General features: G+C 47.3%; 21 protein-coding genes and 1 other annotated feature. Of the genes, 4 read left to right on the top strand and 17 right to left on the bottom strand.

Features of this window, described 5'->3' with window-relative positions; all coding sequences use genetic code 11:
- Positions 1-143 precede the first annotated feature (143 nt).
- From CRO25_RS03095 to CRO25_RS03030, 14 genes are all read right to left on the bottom strand, one after another.
- Entirely contained in the window at positions 144-2,801 is a 2,658-nt protein-coding gene (locus CRO25_RS03095; RefSeq protein WP_079693941.1) for a penicillin-binding protein 1A, read from the bottom strand.
- Positions 2,802-2,969: 168 nt separating this feature from the next.
- Positions 2,970-3,212, bottom strand: a complete 243-nt coding sequence (gene hfq, locus CRO25_RS03090) for an RNA chaperone Hfq (RefSeq protein ID WP_017687918.1) — start codon at positions 3,210-3,212, stop codon at positions 2,970-2,972.
- Positions 3,213-3,446: 234 nt separating this feature from the next.
- Positions 3,447-3,668, bottom strand: coding sequence for a hypothetical protein (locus CRO25_RS03085; protein WP_079693942.1), 222 nt, complete (start codon positions 3,666-3,668; stop codon positions 3,447-3,449).
- A 233-nt stretch (positions 3,669-3,901) separates the two neighbouring features.
- Positions 3,902-4,849 (bottom strand): tRNA (adenosine(37)-N6)-dimethylallyltransferase MiaA, encoded by a 948-nt coding sequence (gene miaA / locus CRO25_RS03080; RefSeq protein ID WP_371129240.1) that lies wholly within the window; start codon positions 4,847-4,849, stop codon positions 3,902-3,904.
- Positions 4,833-5,618 carry a class I SAM-dependent methyltransferase gene (locus CRO25_RS03075; protein WP_079693943.1) on the bottom strand — a complete coding sequence of 262 codons (786 nt, stop codon included), beginning with the start codon at positions 5,616-5,618 and terminating at the stop codon, positions 4,833-4,835. Before CRO25_RS03075 ends, miaA begins: the two co-directional genes overlap by 17 nt.
- A 17-nt stretch (positions 5,619-5,635) precedes the next feature.
- On the bottom strand, positions 5,636-7,855 hold the full coding sequence (mutL, locus tag CRO25_RS03070) for a DNA mismatch repair endonuclease MutL (protein WP_079693944.1): 2,220 nt from the start codon (positions 7,853-7,855) through the stop codon (positions 5,636-5,638).
- A 21-nt stretch (positions 7,856-7,876) separates the two neighbouring features.
- Positions 7,877-10,681 carry a DNA mismatch repair protein MutS gene (mutS, locus tag CRO25_RS03065; protein ID WP_079693945.1) on the bottom strand — a complete coding sequence of 935 codons (2,805 nt, stop codon included), beginning with the start codon at positions 10,679-10,681 and terminating at the stop codon, positions 7,877-7,879.
- A 199-nt stretch (positions 10,682-10,880) separates the two neighbouring features.
- Entirely contained in the window at positions 10,881-12,131 is a 1,251-nt protein-coding gene (locus CRO25_RS03060) for a hypothetical protein (RefSeq protein ID WP_256863556.1), read from the bottom strand.
- Positions 12,132-12,243: 112 nt separating this feature from the next.
- Positions 12,244-12,804 carry an outer spore coat protein CotE gene (locus CRO25_RS03055; protein ID WP_053780858.1) on the bottom strand — a complete coding sequence of 187 codons (561 nt, stop codon included), beginning with the start codon at positions 12,802-12,804 and terminating at the stop codon, positions 12,244-12,246.
- Positions 12,805-12,879: 75 nt separating this feature from the next.
- Positions 12,880-13,857 (bottom strand): aromatic acid exporter family protein, encoded by a 978-nt coding sequence (locus tag CRO25_RS03050; protein ID WP_063563085.1) that lies wholly within the window; start codon positions 13,855-13,857, stop codon positions 12,880-12,882.
- Between the two features lie 453 nt (positions 13,858-14,310).
- The gene (locus tag CRO25_RS03045; RefSeq protein ID WP_371129241.1) at positions 14,311-15,102 is read right to left on the bottom strand and encodes an ABC transporter permease; all 792 of its coding nucleotides are present in this window, start codon (positions 15,100-15,102) and stop codon (positions 14,311-14,313) included.
- A gap of 38 nt (positions 15,103-15,140) precedes the next feature.
- Complete coding sequence (locus tag CRO25_RS03040; RefSeq protein ID WP_079693946.1) at positions 15,141-15,935, bottom strand: ABC transporter ATP-binding protein; 795 nt, start codon at positions 15,933-15,935, stop codon at positions 15,141-15,143.
- Between the two features lie 30 nt (positions 15,936-15,965).
- On the bottom strand, positions 15,966-16,970 hold the full coding sequence (locus tag CRO25_RS03035; protein WP_079693947.1) for an ABC transporter substrate-binding protein: 1,005 nt from the start codon (positions 16,968-16,970) through the stop codon (positions 15,966-15,968).
- 146 nt (positions 16,971-17,116) lie between these two features.
- Positions 17,117-18,631, bottom strand: a complete 1,515-nt coding sequence (locus tag CRO25_RS03030; protein WP_079693948.1) for a carboxypeptidase M32 — start codon at positions 18,629-18,631, stop codon at positions 17,117-17,119.
- Between the two features lie 225 nt (positions 18,632-18,856).
- Here CRO25_RS03030 and CRO25_RS03025 point away from each other — a divergent pair, with 225 nt between their 5' ends.
- The 4 genes from CRO25_RS03025 to CRO25_RS03010 all read left to right on the top strand — a co-directional run bounded on the left by CRO25_RS03025 (position 18,857) and on the right by CRO25_RS03010 (position 21,060).
- On the top strand, positions 18,857-19,420 hold the full coding sequence (locus tag CRO25_RS03025) for a carbonic anhydrase (RefSeq protein WP_063563089.1): 564 nt from the start codon (positions 18,857-18,859) through the stop codon (positions 19,418-19,420).
- A gap of 186 nt (positions 19,421-19,606) precedes the next feature.
- Positions 19,607-20,173, top strand: coding sequence for a PadR family transcriptional regulator (locus CRO25_RS03020; protein WP_063563090.1), 567 nt, complete (start codon positions 19,607-19,609; stop codon positions 20,171-20,173).
- A gap of 99 nt (positions 20,174-20,272) precedes the next feature.
- Complete coding sequence (locus CRO25_RS03015) at positions 20,273-20,776, top strand: hypothetical protein (protein ID WP_063563091.1); 504 nt, start codon at positions 20,273-20,275, stop codon at positions 20,774-20,776.
- Between the two features lie 5 nt (positions 20,777-20,781).
- Positions 20,782-21,060, top strand: coding sequence for a YxcD family protein (locus tag CRO25_RS03010; protein ID WP_024630486.1), 279 nt, complete (start codon positions 20,782-20,784; stop codon positions 21,058-21,060).
- 152 nt (positions 21,061-21,212) lie between these two features.
- Here CRO25_RS03010 and tyrS read toward each other — a convergent pair whose 3' ends face one another.
- The 3 genes from tyrS to CRO25_RS02995 form a co-directional block, all read right to left on the bottom strand.
- Positions 21,213-22,472: a tyrosine--tRNA ligase gene (tyrS, locus tag CRO25_RS03005; RefSeq protein WP_079693949.1), complete on the bottom strand. Its 1,260-nt coding sequence runs from the start codon at positions 22,470-22,472 to the stop codon at positions 21,213-21,215.
- 119 nt (positions 22,473-22,591) lie between these two features.
- Positions 22,592-22,813 (bottom strand) — a binding site (T-box leader).
- Positions 22,814-22,913: 100 nt separating this feature from the next.
- Positions 22,914-23,363 carry a DUF4375 domain-containing protein gene (locus CRO25_RS03000; RefSeq protein ID WP_079693950.1) on the bottom strand — a complete coding sequence of 150 codons (450 nt, stop codon included), beginning with the start codon at positions 23,361-23,363 and terminating at the stop codon, positions 22,914-22,916.
- 5 nt (positions 23,364-23,368) lie between these two features.
- Positions 23,369-23,827, bottom strand: a complete 459-nt coding sequence (locus tag CRO25_RS02995; protein WP_179800930.1) for an Imm63 family immunity protein — start codon at positions 23,825-23,827, stop codon at positions 23,369-23,371.
- Positions 23,828-23,874 lie beyond the last annotated feature (47 nt).

The following is a 23,874-nucleotide window of genomic DNA, read 5'->3' as shown; positions in this document are numbered from 1 at the left end:
AGTTATACACTCAAAATCAAGCTTTGCCCCATCTATTAGAGAGTTATGGTTCCACTCCAATGGTTATACAAACCAAAAAACCTGCTTCCCCAATATGAGGGAGCAGGTTTTAGGTTGTAATGATTTAATGCGCCTTATTCTTGTTAACCGCCAGTTCCAGTTTGAGAATCTGTCGGTGCATTCGTTTCTCCATTGTTGCCGTTGTTTCCACTATCTGGTGGCGCGACCACTTCGCCCGGTGTCGTCACAGATCCATCATTGGAACCCTCACCCGTACCTCCAGGTTCTGTTGTTCCCTGTCCAGGCGGTGTGTTTCCTTCTCCGGTCTGTCCGTTCCCTTGACCTGTCCCGCCGTTGTTTCCGTTGTTTCCATTATTGCCGTTACCATTGTTGCCATTTTCATTTCCGTTGCCATTGTTACCCTCAGAACTTCCATTCCCCGGCGAACCGTTGTCTGGATTTTCTGTTCCAGGCTGTTCTGTGCCCGGTTCCGTCCCTGGCTCCGTGCCCGTATCTGGCTGTTCCGGTTCCAATTCCTCCGCTTCAATCATCAGCGATATGATGTTGGACGGATCAGTCTCCAGTCCCGTAGCTGAATCAACAGCTGTCACATAGTATTCGTAGGTGAGACCCGGGAGTGCACCTAGATCCTGCGCACTGGTCGAACCAACCGCATCTAATAGATGGGTGAACTGTCCCTCAGATGTCTCTTTTCTGTAAATCCGATACTGTGTCGAGGAATCTCCTGTTGCAGTCCAATTCAACGATACAGTTTGCGTAGATGAATCATACGCACCATTCAAACCACTCACTGAAAGTGTTGGTTTCTCTGGTTCTTTCTCCGGTGGAGGTGTCTGGGCTCCTGCTGGAGCTTTGAAGTCCTTCACAGGAACTCCTTTTAACGCATCCCCCATAACTTTGGCAAAGAACGCCGCTGATAGCTTACTGCTATTCTTAAGCATATGGGTTGCATCAGGATTGTCGTAACCCATCCATACTGCAGCAGTCCATTCTGGCGTGTATCCGACGAACCAAACATCACGGTTGGCACTGTTGCCGGAGATACCACTTTGAACAGTTCCCGTCTTACCAGCAACTGGTCGATCCAGACGTGCTGAACGACCTGTACCGTCATTCACAACATTTTGCAGCATCTTAGTCAGGGAATAAGCATTTTGCTCACTCATGACACGTGTTGTTTCCGATTTATCGTGTTTATAGGTCGTTTTCCCCGCGCTATCCTTAATTTCCTTAATGGAATACGCCTGCTGGTACTCACCGAGATTGGCGAATGCACTATAGGCTTGCGCCATTTCCAGTGTATTCGTACCTTTGCTAAGACCACCCAGTGCAATCGCCAGGTTTTTGTCTTCATCCGTAAGTTGGATACCTACGCTTTTTGCAAACTGAACACCTGTATTCACACCAATTTTGTTTAGGAGCCATACTGCCGGGATATTCTCCGATTTTGTAATGGCATCCGTCATACTAATGGTTGAAGAATAACCATGCAAGTTACCCGGACAGTAATTCCCGAAGCATTGCTTTTCATTACTGAGAGCTGAGTTTGCATTGTAATTACCTGATTCAAGAGCCGGTGCATAAGTCACAATCGGTTTAAATGCCGATCCAGGCTGTCTGCGGCTCTGTGTTACCCGGCTGTAGCCTTTTGTTTGATAATCCCGTCCGCCCATCAAGGCGACGAGACTGCCATTTTCATGGTTCATAATTACCATGGAACCTTGAACTGGCTGATCGTCTTTACTTGACTCAAACAAACTGTCATCCGAGAAAGCACTTTCCATGGCTGTTTGAGCCTGAGCATCCATCGTCGTGTAAATTTTGTACCCGCCGATATTCAGATCATCCTCCGTTTTACCAGTCACTTTTTCCGCTTCACGAAGAACATAGTCGATAAAGGCTTGATACTTTTGATCTTTCTCAGGCGGTGTATAGTCATAGTCTACTTCTTTGGCTTCATCCATTTCCGCCTTGGTGATGTAACCTTGCTCGTACATCAGCTGCAATACCACAGCACGTCGTGCCTTGGAATCGTTGGGATTGCTCAGCGGGTTATAGGCAGAAGGCCCTTTAGGCATCGCTGCCAATGTGGCAATTTGCCAGATCTTCAACTCATTAAGGTCAGACACTCCAAAATAAAATTCAGACGCAGCCTTAATTCCATAACGCTGATGACCGAAGAAAATCCGGTTCAGATACATCGTCAGAATTTCGTCTTTTGAGTACTTGCGCTCCAATGCCATTGCAATGGAAACCTCTGTCGCTTTACGGAAGAAGGTCTTGTCACGGGACAAGAACATATTTTTCGCAAGCTGCTGAGTCAGCGTACTGCCACCCTCCACCATGGAGCGGGCCATGACGTCTTTAACCGCTGCACGTCCGATGGACCAGATATCCACGCCCTGATGCTCGTAGAATCGTTTGTCCTCCGTAGCAACAAAAGCTTCCTTTACTAGATCCGGAATATCTTCTTCATTGACCGGCTCCAGCTTTTGAATGGACAACTCGCCCATTAACTGTCCGTTACGATCATATACTTTTGAAGTTTCATTGATTGTTGTTTTGTCCTTGTTGGCTTTGAGCAGATTTTCCCCACTCACCATAATAAATAAATATCCACCCAGTGCACAAAATATGGCGATTGCCATGGTGAAAAACAGTGTCCATCCAACGCGTTTACCCGTAATTTTTTTCTTTTTAGAGGTCTTTGGCTTCGCTTTTTTGGTTGACTTGTTATTGCTGTTGCGATTGTTAGACCTCGACAACGGATCGTTTGGCATGTTACCTCCTGACTCCCTTTCAGTTGCATAATTTCTATTCGACTACTGGCTCAAACTCCTATAGAGCTTATTTTGCCCGGAATGAAAAGAACAACCCTTATTCAGGTTGCTCTGTTTCGATTCCTATACATGTAGACGAAATGGTTGATAAAAAGGTTTCGTAATTTTTTAAGCTTCGCCGCTATTATCTTGCTGCATCAGCGATACGCTGCGTTGCGGCGTGAACGTGGAGATGGCGTGCTTGTAGACCATTTGCTGGCGTCCGTCGCTGTCAATGACGATCGTAAAATTGTCAAATGCCTTGATCGTTCCGCGGATTTGAAAGCCATTGGTCAGATAGACCGTAGCTGGAATGTTTTCTTTCCGCAGTTGGTTCAAGAACGTATCTTGGATGTTGATGGACTTGTTCATTAGCCGTACCCCCATTGGTTCATTTGAATTCGTGTTATAAGTAATATTCAATATCGCTGAGTAGCTTTCGTGCTATTATATCATGAACGGATTCATATAATCCACAAAAACCCCTTGCCTGCTATTTTGCACCTATGCCTGAGCTTCGCTTGCAACTAGAAGACTTATCCATTATACACCGCTTGTCAGAATTGCAAAAGAGGGACAAATTCTACCTTTTTCCACGTTTCCCTTCTACTTTTCTGGATCTGTATATGTTCTCCCTTCTTCTCTGGCTAACGTCATATTTTTCCGATTTTTTCTATCATGGATTAAGAGTTTGAGGTATGTATTGGTATTGATGAGAACAATAATTAACCAAATTAAGGCGACAAGACCTCCAATGGCAAAACCAATTCCAAATAATCCTGAGAAAAAGAGATATAAACTCGCTACTCCGCTCGGTTCTGCACTCATAAAATCTCCCCCTTCACCTTACAAACAAAATCAAATGGCCTGTCATGTGAATTCATTTTAATATTTATGTTATTTTTTTACAATGCATTTCTTTGCTTAAATCTACATAGAACTCCGAATATTCCCTCTTTTAATAACATCATTTCATATAAAAAAATAAAAACCTCTACCTTTTATTTCTAAAAGATAGAGGTTCTAAAGTCCTAATCGTTGGCAAATTCCAACTTCTATATTCAGTCAAACTTACGTTTGATCATCTCACATACATGGGCATAATTCCCTGCAAAATCTTCGGTATCCGTCATATCCACCCATTCAATGTCTTTCATATGCCGGAACCAGGACAATTGCCGCTTGGCAAAACGACGTGTATCCCTTTTCAGCCACTCTACCGCAGCCTCCCAGCTTACTTCACCCTGAAGATAAGCCGCAATTTCCTTATAACCGAGCCCCTGCATGGAGATATGTCCTCTCGCTACGCCGCGCTCAAGTAAAGACTTGACCTCATCTACCAAACCCTGCTCGATCATAAGATCAATTCGCTCTTCCACTCGGGCATACAGTTTCTGACGATCCATTGTCAAACCCACAATAAGCAGGTCATATGGAGACTCTTTCTTCTGGGAAGCCAGCTGCTCGGACAACTTCTCACCTGTAAGGTGATAGATCTCCAGTGCACGAACAATTCGGCGCTGGTCATTCGGATGCAGTCGTTCTGCGCTAACCGGATCAATGACCCTCAGCTTATCATGTAACGCCTGCGGGCCATGTTGCTCTGCATAACGGAACTGTTCATCCCGGAACGCTTCATCTGAGCCGCTGTCCGAGAATTGAAAGCCGTAACATACCGATTCTACATACAGACCGGTGCCACCAACAATAAAAGGCAACTTGCCGCGCTCATGGATTTCCCCAATCAGACGTGTGCAGCTCTCCTGAAATTCCGCCACGGAATAGGGGTATTCCGGTTCATGGATGTCGATGAGGTGATGAGGCACACCCTTCATTTCATCACGAGTAATTTTGGCCGTCCCGATATCCATTTCGCGATATACCTGCATGGAATCCCCCGAAACAATCTCACAATTGAACGCCTGTGCAAGCTCAATACTCATTCTTGTTTTGCCTACCGCTGTTGGTCCAACCAGCACAAGCAGCTTCGGTTTAACTTCCGCTTTCAACATTAATCACTCCGTACAGTGTTTTTGCATTGCCCCGGTCATGTACTTCAAAACCGAGTCTTGTGAACTCCGCGCTGCCGCGCTTCTCTTTCATAACTACCCGCTTGCGAGCAACTCTTTTCGCTTCAATAATGCTCTGTTCATCCAGTGCATTTGGATTCGCATAATCTCGCAAAGGCTGAATGGCGCTTGAATCGAGCATTGGTTCACGGAACATCGGATCAAAATATACCGTGTCACAGCTTCGGTCTGGCAAGGAACGCAGCAAATCGAGATGATTCGCATGCCGCAGCTCAATGCGCCGGAAAGCTTCGTTTACCGCAGGCTTAATACTCTCGTACTGAGACATGCCTTCTACTAATAACGTGTACAGCGGCAGGGAACTTTCACAGGCGATGACCCGACCACTTTTGCCTACAGCAACCGAGAATACCAGTGCATCGGTGCCCAATCCTGCTGTACAATCGATAACGGTATCCCCTTCAAGGATTGCCCCCGCGTCCAGCAGCGGATCAGCTTCTCCTTTTAACACACGTTTGGCCCGAACAAATCCCATACTGGGGTGAAACTCAAGCAGCGGTGAATCCGGACGAAACAAACGAACTTTACCCTGAAGCACAACTATAATCTCATCAATCTCATAATGTGCAATCATTGCAGGTAAAGACATCCTTTTGCGTGGTACATAGGTTCCTCCCGTTGTTTCCGCAAGGTTTCGTGCACGTTCCACAAGGTGGCCTGCTTCCTTTTCACCGGTTGTAATATACATAACTTCCTCCTAAATAGCTACATGACCCGTTTAAACAATTTCTCCAGATCATAGGTTGAAAATGACACCACAATCGGTCTCCCATGTGGACAAGTATACGGTTGACGGCAAGAACCAAGACGCTGAATCAACACTTCCGCCTCCTGATCCGTCAATTTCTGATTGGCTTTGATGGATGCCTTGCAAGAGCACATGATCGACGCCGCTTCTCGCATCTTGGCAACATCAATACTACGTTCACTCAGCACCCATTCAGACATCTCTTCAATAATGTCTTTCTCATCCCCCTTGGGGAACCAGAACGGGTGGGAACGCACCCGGAAAGTCTGCCCGCCGAAATGTTCCAAATAGACACCTGCCTGCTCGAACCAAGCCAGTCTTGTTTTGAGCTTTTCCGTCTCGGATGGTGTGAACTCCAGTGTAATGGGCAGCAGCAACTCCTGCGAAGCCTGAGCCGGATTGCCAAACTGCTCGTAATAATACTCATAATTCACCCGTTCATGGGCTGCATGCTGATCAATCAGATATAGACCATCTTGATTTTGTGCAATCAAGTACGTCCCGTGGTGCTGCCCAATCAGGCTTAGTTCAGGAAACGCAGGCATAGAAACATCCGATTTAACGGCAGATGCCAGCCTTGCCGGGTCAGGTAAACTTGGAGCTTTCCAGCTCCGCTCTCCTTTTGCAGCCACCGCAGACGGATTATAAGATGAACGCCCTTCTCTAACCGGAGAATTCATCGAATTGGAACGATACGCAGAAGTCGGAGCCTTTGAAGTCGATAGCCCCTTATCTTCAGTTGAAGGTAAGGCATCTTGCGCAGCACGATCTGTAGCAGCACCGGTACTTCCACTCACAGCAGAAGCTGAATCGCTATGGGAATTTTCGTCATCACTATAATTACGCTTCAGAACATTAGATCCTGAGTCCCCGCTCACCATACCAAATGGATCATAGGATGGTGATATCTCGGGTGGAGCTTCAGGCAACGGCAGCGTCTGACCCTCACCGTTTCCATCAGGCTCTGATTGCACATCAGCCGGAGCCACATCAGCTGGGGCATCCAGATCATCGTCCTCTGAAGTCATTTTAGCGAGTCCAGTATTTTTCCCTAATGGACCCTGTTGCCCATACCCTGCGGATTCCGTTTCCTCCTTTAGAGGACCTCTAGGGAACAGGAACTGTTCCTGGATAAAGGAACTGTTATCTCCACGTCTGATTTGCTGCTTGGTTACCTGTGGAATGAGCACTTCCTTCCGCAAAATTCCACGCAGTGTCGTTTCCACAAACTCATACAGCTCCGCTTCCTTGCTGAAACGAACCTCCAGCTTCGCCGGATGCACGTTCACATCGACCAGGGATGGATGCATTTCCAATTGCACCACAACAAGTGGGAACCGATTAATGGGCAGCAACGTATGATACGCCTTCAGAATAGCCTGGTTGAGCCCGTAATTCCGAATAAAGCGTCCATTCACAATGGTCGACATACCGCCACGATTGGCACGAGTCCATTCCGGCAAACTGATCAGCCCGCTCACTCGATAGTCCAGACTCTCTCCCTGAATGGGGAGCATCGCTTTGGCGGCACTAGTACCATAGATCGCTGCAACCACTTGCAGCAGATCCCCATTGCCCAGCGTCTGAAGCAGTGTATTTTCATTATGACGCAGCGTGAACGAGATGTTAGGATGAGACATTGCCATACGATAGAGAACATCCGAGATATGTCCCAGCTCGGTCTGGATCGTTTTCATATATTTAAGCCTGGCTGGCGTATTGAAAAATAGTTCTTTCACCTCAAAGTCCGTGCCTTGGGGTGAGGTTTCATCCTCATGTGAGAGAAGTTTGCCTCCCTCAATCAAGATTCGTCTTCCTCGCCCATCATTCCCGCTGGCCGATAACACCTCCACTTTGGAGACAGCGGCAATACTCGCCAAGGCCTCTCCCCGGAATCCAAGACTTGTGATCTGGAACAAATCGCGGCCATGAACTATTTTACTAGTTGCATGACGATAGAAGGCCTTTTCCATATCTTCCGGCTCGATACCGGAACCATTGTCTTTGACCCGAATACGAAGCAATCCGCCCTCTTCCACCGTAACATCAATCTTGGAGGCGCCTGCATCCACCGAGTTTTCGAGCAGCTCCTTAACGACTGAAGCAGGCCGTTCGACCACCTCACCTGCTGCAATCTGGTTGGCAATATGTTCATCAAGCACATGAATTTTCGCCACAGGTTTTCCCCTCCCCTATACTCAGGATAATTGCTGTGCCTTCAATTTGAGATCATTCAGTATTTGCATCGCCTGAAGCGGTGTCATGTTCATTACATCAATATCCTTCATATTACGAATAAACTCCCGAGCAGGCTTGTCAAGGGCAACTACCTCCGTTTTCGGAGTTACACTTGGCTCTTCATCTCCAAAGATGGACAATTGAACCACATCAGCATATTTGGAGACTGCCTGCTGCTTGCCATTTTGTTTTTTGTCCTGTTGTTTCTGTACTGGAGCTTCAGTCGCAGCAGTGAGTTCGACAGGTTCTGTAGATTCCTGCTCCCAAATCAACGATGAATGATCTGTGGACTGGAACTCTGCACCGACTCGAGCATGATCACCCGATTGCTGCTTGTCATTCCCGGCAAATTCGCTGCCAACCGCAACCTGAGCCGCCGCATGCTCGAAACCGTGCAGCAAGCCATTCGCCCGCTCAATGATACTGTCCGGCAGTCCTGCAAGCCGTGCACAATAGATCCCGTAGCTGCTGCTGGCAGCCCCGGCAATCAATTTACGCAGGAAATTGACCTTGTCCCCGCTCTCCTGAACGGCCATGGAGTAATTCGCCAACTTGTCCAAACTCTCTTCCAGATGAGCAAGCTCATGGAAATGAGTTGATACCAGCGCTTTGCACCCAATGATATCGTGCACATATTCAATGACAGACTGGGCAATCGCCATTCCCTCACTGGTAGACGTTCCCCGACCCAACTCATCAATAATAATCAGACTGCGTGGTGTTGCTTTATCCGTCATGACCTGAATGTCGGCCATCTCCACCATAAACGTACTTTGTCCACCAATGAGATCGTCTGCCGCACCAATCCGTGTGAAAATACGATCCATAATCGGTACTTCAGCTTGTCCTGCCGGCACGAAACAGCCGATCTGAGCCAGAATCGAAATCAGCGCCACCTGCCGCATATACGTACTTTTCCCCGCCATATTCGGACCGGTAATCAGCAGAATTCGCGCCTCTTCCTTCTGCATAGCAGTATTGTTGGCAATGAAAGCCCCATCTCGCATTACTGCTTCAACCACCGGATGGCGCCCCTGTTCCACGACCAGATCGTAACCATCGGTCAATGTAGGCCGTACAAAATTGCGCTCTGCACTGATGACAGCAAAGGATTGATACACATCAATCTCCGCCACCAGTTCAGCCAGTTTTTGCAACCTGGCGATCTCCTGATTAAGCCGTTCCCGCAGTTCCGCGAACAAGCCGTACTCAATATCGACCATCTTGTCCTGAGCTTCCAGAATCAGCGTCTCTTTTTCTTTCAGCTCCGGTGTAATATAACGCTCAGCATTCGCAAGGGTTTGTTTCCGCTCGTAACGGCCTTCTGGCAGAGAAGCCAGGTTCGACTTGGTAATTTCAATATAGTACCCAAATACTTTGTTGTAGCCAATTTTCAGCGAGCGAATGCCGGTCGCTTCACGCTCTCTGGCTTCTAGTTCAGCAATCCACTGCTTGCCATTCACCGAGGCTTCCCGAAGCTCATCCAGCCGCTCGTGGTATCCTTCACGAATTAAGCCACCATCACGCACGGACACAGGCGGCTCATCAACGATAGCCTGACCAATTGCATCTCGCAGATCACTGCAATCATCCATAATGCCAGCAATGTGCTGTAGCGTCGTGGAAGGCGAGCCTGCACAATACTGACGAAGCCCCGGAATTTTGTCTAGTGACAGCTTCAGTGCATTCAGATCCCGACCGTTGGCATTACCAAAGGCAATTCGTCCCACCAGACGTTCCAGATCGTAGATGTCTTTGAGTTCTGCACGCAGATCTTCCCGCAATATAAACTGGTTATACAGCGTATCTACCGCTTCCAGACGTTCATTGATTTTCCCTTTTTGCAGCAAGGGTTTATCAACCCAGCGACGCAGCATGCGGGCACCCATAGACGTTTCTGTGCGGTCCAGCAGCCAGAGCAGCGATCCTTTTTTCGAACGTTCACGTACTGTTTCCACCAGTTCCAGGTTACGCCGAGTAAAGGGGTCCAGAATCATAAAGTGATCCGGCTCATACGTTGAAACCTGTGTCAATTGTCCAAGTGAACGTTTCTGTGTCTCACTTAAATAGGAGAAAAGACGCGCTATACAGGCTTGACGTTCAGGCTCCAGACGTGCCCATATCGCTTCGCCGAATTGCTGACGCACCAAATCTTCCTTGCTCTTCGTCCATGGTGTGTATACCACAGGCCGACCAATTGGAGATGCCTGGGTAGCCACCGTATCCAGCAACGCAGCATCCCCCACCAGTTCCGAAGGTTCATAGATCCCGATCTCATCCTTGAGCCACTCTTGCGAATATGGAACAGAGGTTACGTAGAGCTCTCCTGTGGACAAGTCACAGGCAGCCAGTGCAAGTGTGTTCTGATTCCCTGTCAGGCAAACCATATAGTTGTTGGACTTGTCCCCTAATGTCTTGCCTTCCATTACCGTTCCGGGTGTAATAACTCGTACAATTTCACGCCGCACCATGCCTTTGGTTACCGTTGGATCTTCCATCTGTTCGCAGATGGCTACTTTGTATCCTTTTTCAATCAAGCGCTGTATGTAATTGTCAGCCGAATGATAAGGCACACCGCACATCGGGATTTTATCTTCTCCCCCTCCTGCGCGTGCTGTTAATGTAATCTCTAGCTCACGGGAAGCATTAACCGCATCCTCAAAGAACAATTCATAGAAATCACCTAATCTAAAAAAAAGAAAAGCGTCCTGCGCTTCGGCCTTCACTTGCAAATATTGTTGAATCATTGGCGTATACTGAGCCATGAGTATCCTCCATCCGTTCCAATGTTGTCAGGAAGAGAAGCTGTCTCGGAAGGAACAATAAGGCGGTCAGGCACCTTATTCGTGCCACCGCCTCATGTTTCGGCTTCCGCCGCTTCCCTCACAGGTTGCTGTTCCATTTCTTCCGTAACGATGATTAAAATCGACTTATTTCTCATTATACCAAAAAAGTGCCCACTCTTCATGAACCTGCTCGAATATTCCAGAGTTTACGTATATCCCGACTCTCGTCCCATGTTCTACCCTGTCTTAGCTGGCTAATTAATGGAGCGGCGTAACGTTCATAACGCTCATAACCGTCCATTTGCGTCAGGTCATCCAGCAGTGCCGGAATATGCGCCTGCATTACCTCACGGTTTCCTTCATAAAAAGCAGTATGAATAGCAGCCTTCGCCAAAGGACGTTGACGCAGCTGATGATAACCTCTCGCGATAAGACCAGCTAGAGCAACAACACCTTTGGCAACCAGAGGAGATACCAGAAAACTGGGTAACGTGCGGTATTCAAATCCACCGTAAGATTTCAGTCGAAAATCCCCCAATGCCCCATAACGTGGACGCCGGCCTGAACCTCGTGGGTCCTGAAGAACGGCAAGCGGCAATGCTAGATAATTGTCAAATGCGCGCAGCAGTTCCCCGTTTAGTGTAACGCCACTGAAATGGATATGTCCGCCGAGCGGCAATCCGCGCTGGGGCATTCCCCCTGCCTGCCAGATCAGCGAGTGATCACTAATACTGCGGGAAGCGGCCGCAAAGGCTCTCATCAGATGAGCCAACAACTCACGCGGCTCAGAGCTGGGGGCAGGTCGCAGTTCGGCTACAGGATATATTCGCCGTCCATTAATCGTCACGGAATCACACCCGGCTACGCCTGTTCGTTCGAGAAATCTGGAGGCGGGCACGATTTTGGATTCTGGCATTTGCACAAGTAGGAATTCAGGGTCCATTCCAAGTATGGGGGCTGCATTACGATGCCGCTCTTCATCCAGTTCGGACTGAAGCTGTTTCCAGCCTGCACGGTACATGGCAGAGAGATCTGTCATGCCCTTCCATGGCCTTGGGTCAATCGAGATGACAGAACAACCGCTCTTTCCTGATGCTTCCAGTCTTACAGCGCCGTGATCCAGTCCAACCGTATACAATGTTTTGGTGGCAAGCCGTTCAATACGTTTGAATAACGTTGATGCTGCTTCACGATCCAGCACACTTTCTTGCGCTCCACCCATGCCACTGGTGTCCCTACGTTTGATGCGAATCGCTTGAAGACAGCATATCTCTACATCATAACGTACACGCAGACCCAACTCCCGGTCACGCCTGTCCTGCGAAGCCAGCACTTCAATCCCGGATCGTTTCAGGCGATCTGCTCGTTCACGAGGGAGCATGCGTTCATATCGGCGCACCGCCTCCTCGGCCTCATCTATCACATTCATCCTGTCCCTCCTCCCAATTCTCGCCCAAAATGAAAAAAGAGGGCTTACGCCCTCTTCACTGCCGCTTGCGGCGCATATGATACCTTAAGTTTATGAATCCAGATCGCTGAGCTTACAGCTCATCGTCAAGCAGGTCGGGATCGAGATCGTCATAATCTCCATCACCACTGCCGAAGTCATAATCCTTGTCTTCATAATCTCCACAGCCATCCGTGCACACTTTCACACAAACTTTGGTCTCGGCGACCAGTTCAACAGCGAATTCCCGTTCTACCCGGATAATTACGCTGCCTCCACCTGCCGACACCGTGGCTTCCACACAGCTCGGTTCCTGCGTTGCATCCGCAGATACCTCTACAGTGGCGGCCCGGTGTTTCGGGTCCAGATAGGACAAAGGCACATGTTCTACATACGACACCGTTTCTTTGGCTACATCCGTCTGTGAATTTTTGTCATAGGAATACCAAATGTTGATATCGTAAGTACCAATAACTTCAATTCCGTCCCCCGCTGATACGGCTTCATATTGGTGGTTGATAATCCAAGCCCCCAAAATACTGGTCGGACCATGTGGCGGAGTCACGGTATGTGTTACGGTAGAGAACTTACGACCTTTCCCGCAGATCGCCTTCGTGATGATCTCTCTACATTGATGTTTATGACTCAATGACATCTTTAAACCTCCTCCATACAATCATTCTTTACAAGTGTATGCAGGGCATCCGTCTAGGGTGACAACTATTTTCTATTATTCATTTGTAGATTGGGACCGGTCCGATACCGGAGACGGAGCTTTGTCCTTCTTGGCTATTTTCAGATACAGCGCGAGTTCCCGGCACAGCTGGAGAATAGCTGAACGAATCTCGAATTCTTCCCTTGTATCCGGCAACTCCATTCGCTTGAATTCTTCTTGCACATCTGCGAGAAGTTTTTCTGTACGTCCGGTGTAAGATTCAGTGAGTACATCCTGACTGAGCTGGTCGAACAGCTCCGATACCATTTCCGCATGCGGCATCTTCTGATAGATCTGGGATACCAGATGCATCATATGCTGGATGGAATCCAATTGCGTTTTGCGCATATAAAAGTAAACACTCCATCCCTCGTTCGGATGGATGACCTGATTCTCCAATGAACGTTTGGCTGCTTCAATGCCGCCCAGTACAGCTTTGTCAGCTTCGATCAGTTCTTTCCCTGCCCACACTTCATTCGGATTACGTAGCGTAGCTGCAAACTCCTTAAAGATAACCGAGAATAACTCATCAATTCTTTTGCGAATACGCAGCATCTGCGGGTCCGCAGCCGGCATATACGCCAGATTGACAACCATCGCGGAACCGAGACCAATCAGCAACAGCCCAATTTGGACCAAAACCACATGTACGTCCATTTCACCGCCGCCAAATACCCGGAACACCACGACAGAACCCGTCACAATGCCTTCTTTAAATCCGGCCCGAACGATAACCGGAAATGCAATTAGTATGTAGAACGCCAGCACCCAATAATGGAAGCCAAGAAAGTGAAAAAGTACACTTGCAAATAAAAGCCCCACTACGGAAGCGAAAAATCTCGCAGATATGGTGCGAATACTTCTTTTCCGTGTCACATCAACGCCGAGTATGGCTAACAAGCCCGCCGATGTTGGTCCGGGCAAGCCGCACCAGTCCGCAATCAGCACGGCCATCAGCGCGGCTATTGCGGTTTTAATTACCCTAAAACCCATTAACTCCCTCTCCTCTAAGCTGCAAAAATGTCAAAGCCAGCGAGCCATACCTATCCAAGTGAGCGCTTGTCCAATGCCTGACAGCGTGTATCGTCATATATCATATCCCTAGTATTACACATCCTGCCAAAAACCATTTCTTATCTAATCAAAAGAATCATTCAGGAAGAACCGCATTTCGGAATTAGCTGCTACAGTCATAAACGGCATCAACCGACATGCATATGCATGTCGGTCTCAATAACGCGCCCCGGATGAGGGACGCTGGCAATTTGATTGATGCGACAGAAGCCTCTAGGCCCTCTTCTCCAATCGTCGCATTCATTCCGGACTGCGCGGAATATTCGTAATAGTATGGTACTTGATTTTTCGGGTTCGGGCAACGTGACACCTCTTGTGAAATTGTATACATATCATGAAGCATTCTATTTTGCACACGCATGTTTTGTAGAATTACCTGCGTCCTGCCAGCAGCTTGCGTTCTACATATACAACGAGCTGGTACATCGCTGTAGCTACAGCCGCAATAATCAACAGGCTCGATAAAACAAGGGTAAAGTTAAACACTTGAAATCCGTAGATGATCAGATAGCCCAATCCCTGCTTGGCGACCAGAAATTCACCCACGATTACACCGACCCAGGCCATGCCCACATTTACTTTTAAGGTAGAGACAATGGCAGGAAAGGAAGCGGGTAATACGACTTTGCTGAAAATCTCGGAGCGATCACCACCAAACGTACGGATAACCTTAATATAGTTCTGATCTACTTCATTAAAACTGTTATACACGACAAGTGTAGTAATAATGACCGTGATTGACAAAGTCGTCATGACAATGGCCGTAAATCCTGCACCAAACATGACGATAAAGATTGGACCCAGCGCTACTTTGGGCATGCTGTTGAACACAACCATATAAGGATCAAGCACTTTGGACAAAAAAGGAGACCACCAGATCAGAACCGCAAGCAGTGTTCCGACGAGTGTCCCCAGCAAAAAGCCGACTGCCGTTTCCCCTACGGTTACCCCAACATGCGCCCATAGTTCTCCACTGACGATGTCCTTCCAGATCTGATTGAAAATTTTGCTGGGATAACTGAACAAAAGCACATCAATCCAGCGCAGCCTTCCCGCCAGTTCCCACAGCAAAAACATAAACACCAACATGGACAGCTGCACCGTCAGCACTTTATGTCGCCATCTGGCAACCTGCTGAATATGACTTTGGTGCAGCTGTCTCATCCAATCATCACGCATTTCCTGCTTCTGGTTCGTCTGATTCACCCGTTCTTCTCACCTCCACCGGACTGATCCAATTCACTCCATAACGCCTGAAACAGCTCATTGAACCCTGGCTGCTCCCTCGCGTGAAAAGGCTGTGCGTTCCGCAGATCTTCGGGAATGATAAACTCCTTCCGAATGCGCCCCGGATTACGATCAAGCACAATGACGCGGTCACTGACAGCGATAGCTTCGGACAGATCATGGGTGACAAGCACCGAAGTTTTGCCGGATTTCTTCAGTGTGTCTGAGACCAGATCCTCCAGCTGCAGCTTGGTTTGATAATCGAGTGCGGAAAAGGGTTCATCCAGCAACAGTATTCCCGGATCCGTAGCCAGTGTACGTACCAAAGCCACCCGTTGCCTCATGCCCCCGGATAATTCGGAAGGATACTGGCTTTCGGTGCCAGCTAGACCCATACCTGCCAGCAGCTCACGTGTGCGCTCGCGACTCTCGTCATTGAGCCCACCTGTCAATTCAAGTCCGATCAGGACATTATCCAAAATGGTACGCCATGGAAACAGATAATCCTGTTGCAGCATATAACCATTCTGGGCGGACGGACCTTCGATACGTTTACCTTTAACCTTGACCTCGCCTGCGGTCGGTGTGAGCAGCCCGGCGATGATCGACAGCAATGTCGTTTTACCACATCCGCTTGGGCCAACAAGACTAACGAACTCTCCTTGCTCGACCTGAAGATTCAAATTTTCGATAACCAGAGATGCTTCACGCTCGCTGACATAGACTTGCGAAATCCCTTCCAGTTTGATCACCGTTTCGGATTCAGGCATACATGCTCACGTCCTTTCCTGAATACCTGGTTACTTCGCTGATGCTGCTTGTTCTGCATAGGAATTATCCACAATCGTTTGAGAATCCACACGCTGTTTCAGTTCTCCCGCAGCACTCATGACGTCTAGCAAGTTATTCCATTCGTCCTCATCAATGATTGGATCGGTTGCATATGTGCCCTGTTCCTTGTAACGGTTCACACTGCTTACCAGAATGGCTGGATCAATATCTTTGAAATAAGGCTTGATGACTTCAGCGATCTCTTCAGCGGTGTGGGAATCCACCCAAGCTTGGGCTTTGTGCAAGCCGTTAGTGAACTTCTGAACGATGTCCTTGTTGTCATTAATATAGCTTTGTTTGGTCATGAAGACCGTATAAGGCAGATGACCACTTTCCGTTCCAAACGAGGCTACAACCTTGCCGCGACCCTCTTTCTCAAAAATGGACGCCTGAGGTTCAAACAGCTGCACGTAATCCCCCGTACCTGAAGCAAATGCAGAAGCGATGTTGGCAAAATCCACATTTTGAATCAGTTCCAGATCATTCTGCGGATCAATGCCATGTTTTTTCAGCGTGAATTCGCCTGCCATTTGAGGCATGCCGCCTTTTCTTTGTCCGAGAAATGTACTCTGTTTCAATTGATCCCAATTAAAGTCACCTTCAGGATTGCGGGCAAACAGAAACGTTCCGTCCGTCTGTGTAAGCTGGGCAAAGTTAATGACCGGATCTTCTGCGCCTTGTTGATAGACATAAATAGACGTCTCTGCTCCGACCAATGCGATATCTACTGAGCCTGCAAGCAATGCGGCCATCGTTTTGTCTCCACCAGCCGTCGTCTGAATGTCCACTTCAATCCCCTGTTCCTCAAAAAAACCTTGGGCCACGGCCACATACTCCGGAGCGTAAAACACAGAACGTGTGACCTCACCAATCGTAATTTTGGTTTCATCCTTATCTTTATTGCAGCTGGTGAGAGCCACGATGATAATGAGCAAAATGACGATGGCCCGGATGAACCAGGGCGTGTATTTCATGATATTTCCCTCCTTCACTGGTTTCAGCTGTTCTCTCTACTATGGATATGCTGATGCCCAGCAAAAGGTTAAGAACTTGCATGCAAAAGAAGAGCCGGGCAATGATGCCCCGCTCTTCAAGAATTTGATAATAATGTTATAGCTGTCTACAGCTTGTAAATCTCAGCATATTTCGCTTCCAGATAATCGGCCAAATAGTCTGGGTTCAACTCTTCACCCGTTACGGCCACAATCAGTTCGGAAGGTGTACGGCTTTTGCCATAACGATAAATTTTGTCAGTCAACCATTCCTTGATGGGAATCAGGTTACCTTCGGCAATATGGGCATCGAACTCAGGCATTTCTTTGCGCAATGTATGTAGAATCTGTGCAGCATACATATTGCCGAGCGAGTAAGAAGCAAAGTAACCAAAGTCACCACCCGACCAGTGAACATCCTGAAGCACACCCATACCATCATTCGGCGGCACAATGCCAAGATATTCCTTGTATTTTGCATTCCAAGTCTCCGGCAGGTCCTTGACTTCCAGACCTTCGTTAAACAGCATTTTCTCAATTTCATAACGAATGATGATGTGCAAATTGTACGTCAGCTCATCGGCTTCAATCCGGATCAGAGAGCTTTCAACCCGGTTAATTGCCCGGTAAAAGTCTTCCAGCCCAACCTCGTTTAATTGAGGGAAGTGCTGTTGCAAATCTTTATAATAACGCGTCCAGAATGCAAGACTGCGGCCAATCATATTTTCCCAAAGACGCGACTGGGATTCGTGGATACCCATGGACGTTCCTTCGGCAAGAAGAGTACCAGCCAGGCTATCGTCAATATTTTGCTCATACAGAGCGTGTCCGCCTTCGTGTAGTGAACTGAAGACCGCACTCGTCACATCATCCTGCAAATAATTCGTCGTGATCCGCACATCACCTGGATTCAGGCCCGTTGCGAACGGATGAACACTCTCATCGAGTCTTCCGGCTTCAAAGTCATAACCCATTTGTCCCAGAATAAACAGACTGAATTTCTCCTGTTGATCCTTGTCAAACAGCTGGTTCAAGAACTCCGTGTTCGGCTTGTTCGCCGAAGCATTGATCTTCTCTTGCAGCGGAACCAAACGGGCTTTGAGACGGGCAAATACCGCATCCACCTTTTCTACAGTCAGTTCCGGTTCATACATGTCCAGAAGGGTATCATAACGAGTATCTTTCACACCCCAATAGTCAATGAACTCTTGTTTGAGCTTCACAATATCGGTGAGGTAGGGCGAAAAACCTGCAAAATCACTGTTATGCTTGGCATCTTCCCAAGCCGTTTCTGATTTTGCGGTAAGTACGGTATACGCTTGTACTTTTTCTGGTGGTACGGACTGACTGCGATTATATTCTTTCTGGCAATCTTCCACCTGACGACGGTCGATATCTTCCAGCTGTTCCAGCACGGCTGGATTTGTTAATGTATCCAGGTAGGATTTCATCTCAGCTGAGGTTTGCAGTTTGAATGCTTCGGTTGACAGCATTCCCAGTGTTTCCGAACGTGTCGGGACACCTTTTTTGGGCGCACCTGTGCGCAGATCCCAGTGAAGCAAACCAATGGCTTCATGATAACTCTTGATTTTGCGAGCCAGATTACGGAAGGATTCCAGCTGTTCCTGTGTGTGTTGTTCCATTGTTAACGTTCACCTCTTCAAAAAAATGTTGGTTTCCCTATTGATGATACTTTTTGCAATGCGTATAATCAACTTTTAACAGATGCAAATTGCATTATTCCTCCAAACCGAGGAATAATGCAATTTGCTGACCGTGGTATAATAAAAATACCAAAGGGCGTAGGACAAGCTGCATTTGATGCAAGTGGCCGTGCTCATCGTATTGGATAACAGGAGGCAATAGACATGAACAACATTCAAGAGATTCTGGCTTACAACAAATCATTTGTCGAGACTAAAGAATACGAAAAGTATACGGCAGGCAAGTTTCCAACCAAAAAGATGGTCATCATCACTTGTATGGACACTCGTCTGGTGGAAATGCTGCCCAAGGCCATGAACCTGAAGAATGGCGATGTGAAAATCATCAAAAACGCTGGCGCAATCATTTCTCAACCTTTCGGGTCTGTTATGCGTAGTGTTCTCGTCGCCATCTATGAGCTTGGTGCCGACGAAGTACTGGTTGTTGGACACACGGAATGCGGTATGGCTTCCCTACACGCAGAGACCATGATTGGACATATGGTTGAACGGGGTGTATCTGAGGAAGTCATGAGCACACTGGAGAACTCCGGCATACGTTTACAAAAGTGGCTACGCGGGTTTGACAGCGTTGAAGAAGGGGTAAAACATACTGTGGAAGTGATCAAGAAACATCCATTGCTTCCACCTACTGTACCCGTTCACGGCATGGTCATCGACTCCTACACAGGTGAACTTGATCTTGTCGCAGATGGGTATGGGCAATAGACATCTCTCTAAATGGTTTTGGGTGCGGACCTCGAGGTCCGCACTCTTTTTTTGTCTAAATTGAGGCAGTTGTTCTGTCAGGTTGTCAAACCATACAGTTTCAGTGTACACTTTTATGAAAGCGGTCAAAGAAAGCAATTTTTATTGTTTTTGCTGGCCCAGCCCTAATATTAAGGAGACATGTGCATGAACATACTTTCCTACGGATTGCTCGGGCTTCTTACCCGCGAGGAGTCATCAGGTTATGATCTAATGCTGAAGATCCAGCCGCATTGGCAGGCTAAGCACAGTCAGATCTATCCGCTCCTCTCCAAAATGGAAAACGATGAGCTTTTAGCCTCCCGCTGGGTGCAACAGTCTGACAAACCAGACAAGAAAATGTATGCAGTCACGGAGAAAGGTATTGAAAAACTGCTGGGATGGATGATCACTCCCGTTACCGCTCCGGTTACGCGTGACGAGTTCAATCTGCGCATTTTATGTGTCGGCATTGCAGAAGACGGAAGCATGAGACGCATTCTGAATGAGCGCAAAAACTGGTTCATGGAACGCATCCGTTATTTCGAGGATTTGAAGTCCCGTATCCCTCAGGATAATCTGCGAGTAGGCAGTCGGGAATTCGGAAGTTACATTCTGGTACAAAAAGGGTTAATGAACGCACAAACGGGCATCGAATGGTGTAACTGGGTAACCCAATTACTCGATGGTCAGGCGGCAATTCAGGACCCTTGTCCAAGTATTTCAGAAAAATAAACAAAATTTGAAACGTTCCTGTAAGTTGACCGTATTACTTGAGTAAGGCCCATTTTTGGGCGAATCAAACAAATTAATCGGGGGGTTACGATCTTTACAATGAAGAAAAAATTCGGAATTAAACATCTCATGATGGTTTTCATGGCCTTTACATTACTGTTTGCAACAGTTGGAGTTGCGAATCCGGATTCTGCTGATGCTAGACGTGGTGGCGGTTTCAAATCGGGAACAAAAAGCTATACCAACACACCTAAGAAATCCGATTCCAACAGCAATGTGAGCAAATCTAATACGAATAATAACTCCAATGGAGCAGCTACAACGAACCGTGGCGGATTCTTCGGCGGTGGCGGTGGATTTATGAAAGGTATGATGCTAGGTGGTCTTGCTGGCATGATGTTCGGCGGATTGTTCGGTGGCATGGGCGCTCTGGGTAACATTCTTGGATTGCTCGTAAACGTAGCTGCAATTATGCTGATCGTGATGCTCGCGATGGCCCTGTTCAGAGCCATTACGAATCGTCGTAAACCAGCAGCAGATGGTCGTTATGACCGCAAAAATGATCGTGATGATGATGACCGTAACAGAAACGGACGGTACTAATCTCTATGGTTCTGAGCATGGATGAAATTGTCAACGCGATCTGTATTCACATGGCTGAACGCAAGGGTGTTCGCCCAACCGATGTCAATGTGGAACTGAGCTGGGAAGAAGATACGGGATATTCCGCAGAAGTCTGGATTCAAGGCCGCAGTCAGTATCTGGTCGAATCCAACATGATTGAAGCGATCCTGCGCTATCTGCACAGTGAATACGACATTCGGGCTTACCGTGAGAATGTAAGACTGGATCTGGATGAAGAGATCACAGCGATTGTGAATCAATAAATGAATAACTAATAAGCCATTTGCGGATGGAATATAAAAAGGACCGTCTCCATGATGTCATTGACATGATTGGAGACGGTCCTTTTTTGTGTTCCTTGGGAAGATGAAACCTTTGCATCTACCTTCCCAAGATTCATAATGTAATCTTATGGCTACTTCAATTTCACCAGACTGTAGTTTTTCTTGCCTTTACGGATAATGATGAATTTACCACCGATTGCGTGCTCTGCAGAGACCGTGAATTCCAGTTCCGTAACTTTCTCACCATTCATGGAAATGGCCCCTTTGGTGACATCCTCACGCGCCTGACGTTTGGATGGCTCCAGGCCAAGATCCACGAGCCAGTCTACAATATTTTTTGCTTCACCATCGGTTTCGAAGGTCGGCATTTCTTTAAAGCCCTGCTCGATTTCGTCAGCTGTAAGGGAACGAATGTCTCCGCTGAAGAGTGCTGCGGTAATGCGTTTCGCCTGCTCCAGCATGTCGTCGCCGTGAACAAATTTCGTCATTTCTTCACCGAGTGCCTTTTGTGCTTCACGCTTGTGGGGCTCCGTTTCTACCTTTTCAGCCAAAGCTTCAATTTCTTCTTTGCTTAGGAATGTGAAGTATTTAAGGTATTTGATTACATCACGGTCATCCGTGTTCGCCCAGAACTGGTAGAATTCGAATGGAGTCGTCTTATTCGCATCAAGCCAGATGGACCCGCCTGCGGATTTACCGAATTTCGTTCCGTCGGATTTGAGCATCAGCGGGATCGTCAGACCGTAAGCTTTAGCTTCTGGCCCTTCTTTTTTACGGATCAGGTCCAGACCGCTTGTAATGTTGCCCCATTGATCGGAACCGCCGATTTGCAGCTGTACATCCTCATGTTGGAACAGGTGCAGGTAATCGAGCGATTGGAGAATCTGGTAGGAGAACTCGGTAAACGAAATTCCATCTTCCAGTCTGCTCGCAACCACATCTTTGGCTAGCATCGTGTTGAGGTTAAAGTTCTTACCGTAGTCACGCAAAAATTCAATCACATTGATTTTGTGTGTCCAGTCGTAGTTATTGACCATACGTACCTGATTGTCGCCATCCGTTACGAAAAGCTTTTTCATTTGTGCAGTCAGAGCATCTACATTGGCTTGTACCTCTTCCAACGTTTGCAGGGAACGTTCCGATTGACGACCACTTGGATCACCAATCGTTCCTGTTGCCCCACCAATCAGAATGACTGGACGGTGCCCAGCGAGTTGGAAACGTTTCAGCATCATGAACGGAATCAAATGTCCGATGTGCATGCTGTCTCCTGTAGGGTCAACTCCGCAATACAATGAAACCGACGTGGTCTCTGTCAGCTCACGCAGACCCTCCGCATCTGTCTGTTGATTAATGGCGTCGCGCCATTCTAGTTCATCAATAATATTCAAAACAAACAACCCCTTCTCTATGCATTAGTATTAGGCCATGATCTACGTTAATTCACAAGGAGCTAAGCCGGGCGAGGCTTTTTTGGACACAAAAAAATCGCCGCCTTGTCTTCAATAGACATAGGGACGATTATCATAACCGTGGTACCACCCAACTTGCACAGACAACAACTCACACGCTGTCCATACCGCTTTCAGCAAAATATCGTTTGCCATTCCGCTTGGCATTACCCAAGTACTCCAGAGTGTAATTCGCAGCCCTTGTATGTATCAGGTTCCATCAACCCCTGACTTTCTGTAACAGGGACAAAGCCGCTACTGCGCTCTATCAACGTAATTCATGTATTCAATTTATAGCCAGTATAGCCGAACGTTAATATCATTGCAAGGCCAAGTATTTAATCTTTATATAGAGCAACAGATGAATGCCTACGCCAAAGTTTATAAAGACATCTTGTTCAACTTCTCGTGGTAATATGCATAAGCCTTTTCTGCAATCTGATCTTCATTGTTCCAAAATTGCTGATCCAGCACATCAAGATGTTGCTCCTCCTCTACTGTTAGAAACGTAGGAATATCCCACAGTTCAGCAAGTCTTTCATCCTCTCCCAAATGCTTAATGCAGCCATATGCTGACTTTATGATGTCCATTACTTGAGTCGCACCAATGGTATGTAATGCCTGCAACGCGTATAGGTATACCTCTTCGCCCCAGTTGCAGAAAAATTGAACAAAACCACCGTTAAAGACGTCCATCTCTAGCAGCCATAAAGCAGCAATTTCCTGTTCATTCGTTGTTAACGCAGCCCAGCCCTGAGCGGATTCATTCTTTTTCCCCACAAAGGTTAACGCATATTCATACCACACATCATTAATATCCTGTTCACTCATGTCAATCACCTCTCTTTTCTTGGTTCCAGCCTCTCCAGATCTTGCCTTTTACCCGTCTGATGCCAATACAAGTAAGGATCTCCAAGCTGTTGGAAAGCCTTCTCAACACTTTGGGTCAATTCTTGCGTCACTACGTTTGTGTAATTCAAGTGTGTCTGTTTATTATTCACACCATATCGTTTCAGCAATTCCACATGCGCTGCCGTAAAAATGATATCCTCCAGCAGCCAGTAGATTACTTCTTCCGTCTGTTCCATTCTTTTTTCCAACATGACCATGCCACGCTCGTATATACGAACTATATATGCATCATTTTCAATCTCTACATATGGAACTCCTTCCCCTTTAAAGCTCTCAAACAAGCGGTTAACATAGTCCTCAATCTGCTGCCTGCGGAAGGATGTCCGCTCAAGCAACTGAAAAAGAGTTTTTGCAATCTCTGTTTTGCTTAGTATGTTGGACATAAAATCTCCTTTTGACATGATAATGAAAAAGCTGCCAATGGCAGCCT

This window comes from Paenibacillus sp. RU5M (assembly GCF_900221055.1).
Classification (GTDB): Bacteria; Bacillota; Bacilli; order Paenibacillales; family Paenibacillaceae; genus Paenibacillus; species Paenibacillus marchantiae.
This window is presented reverse-complemented; position numbering and strand designations above follow the sequence as displayed.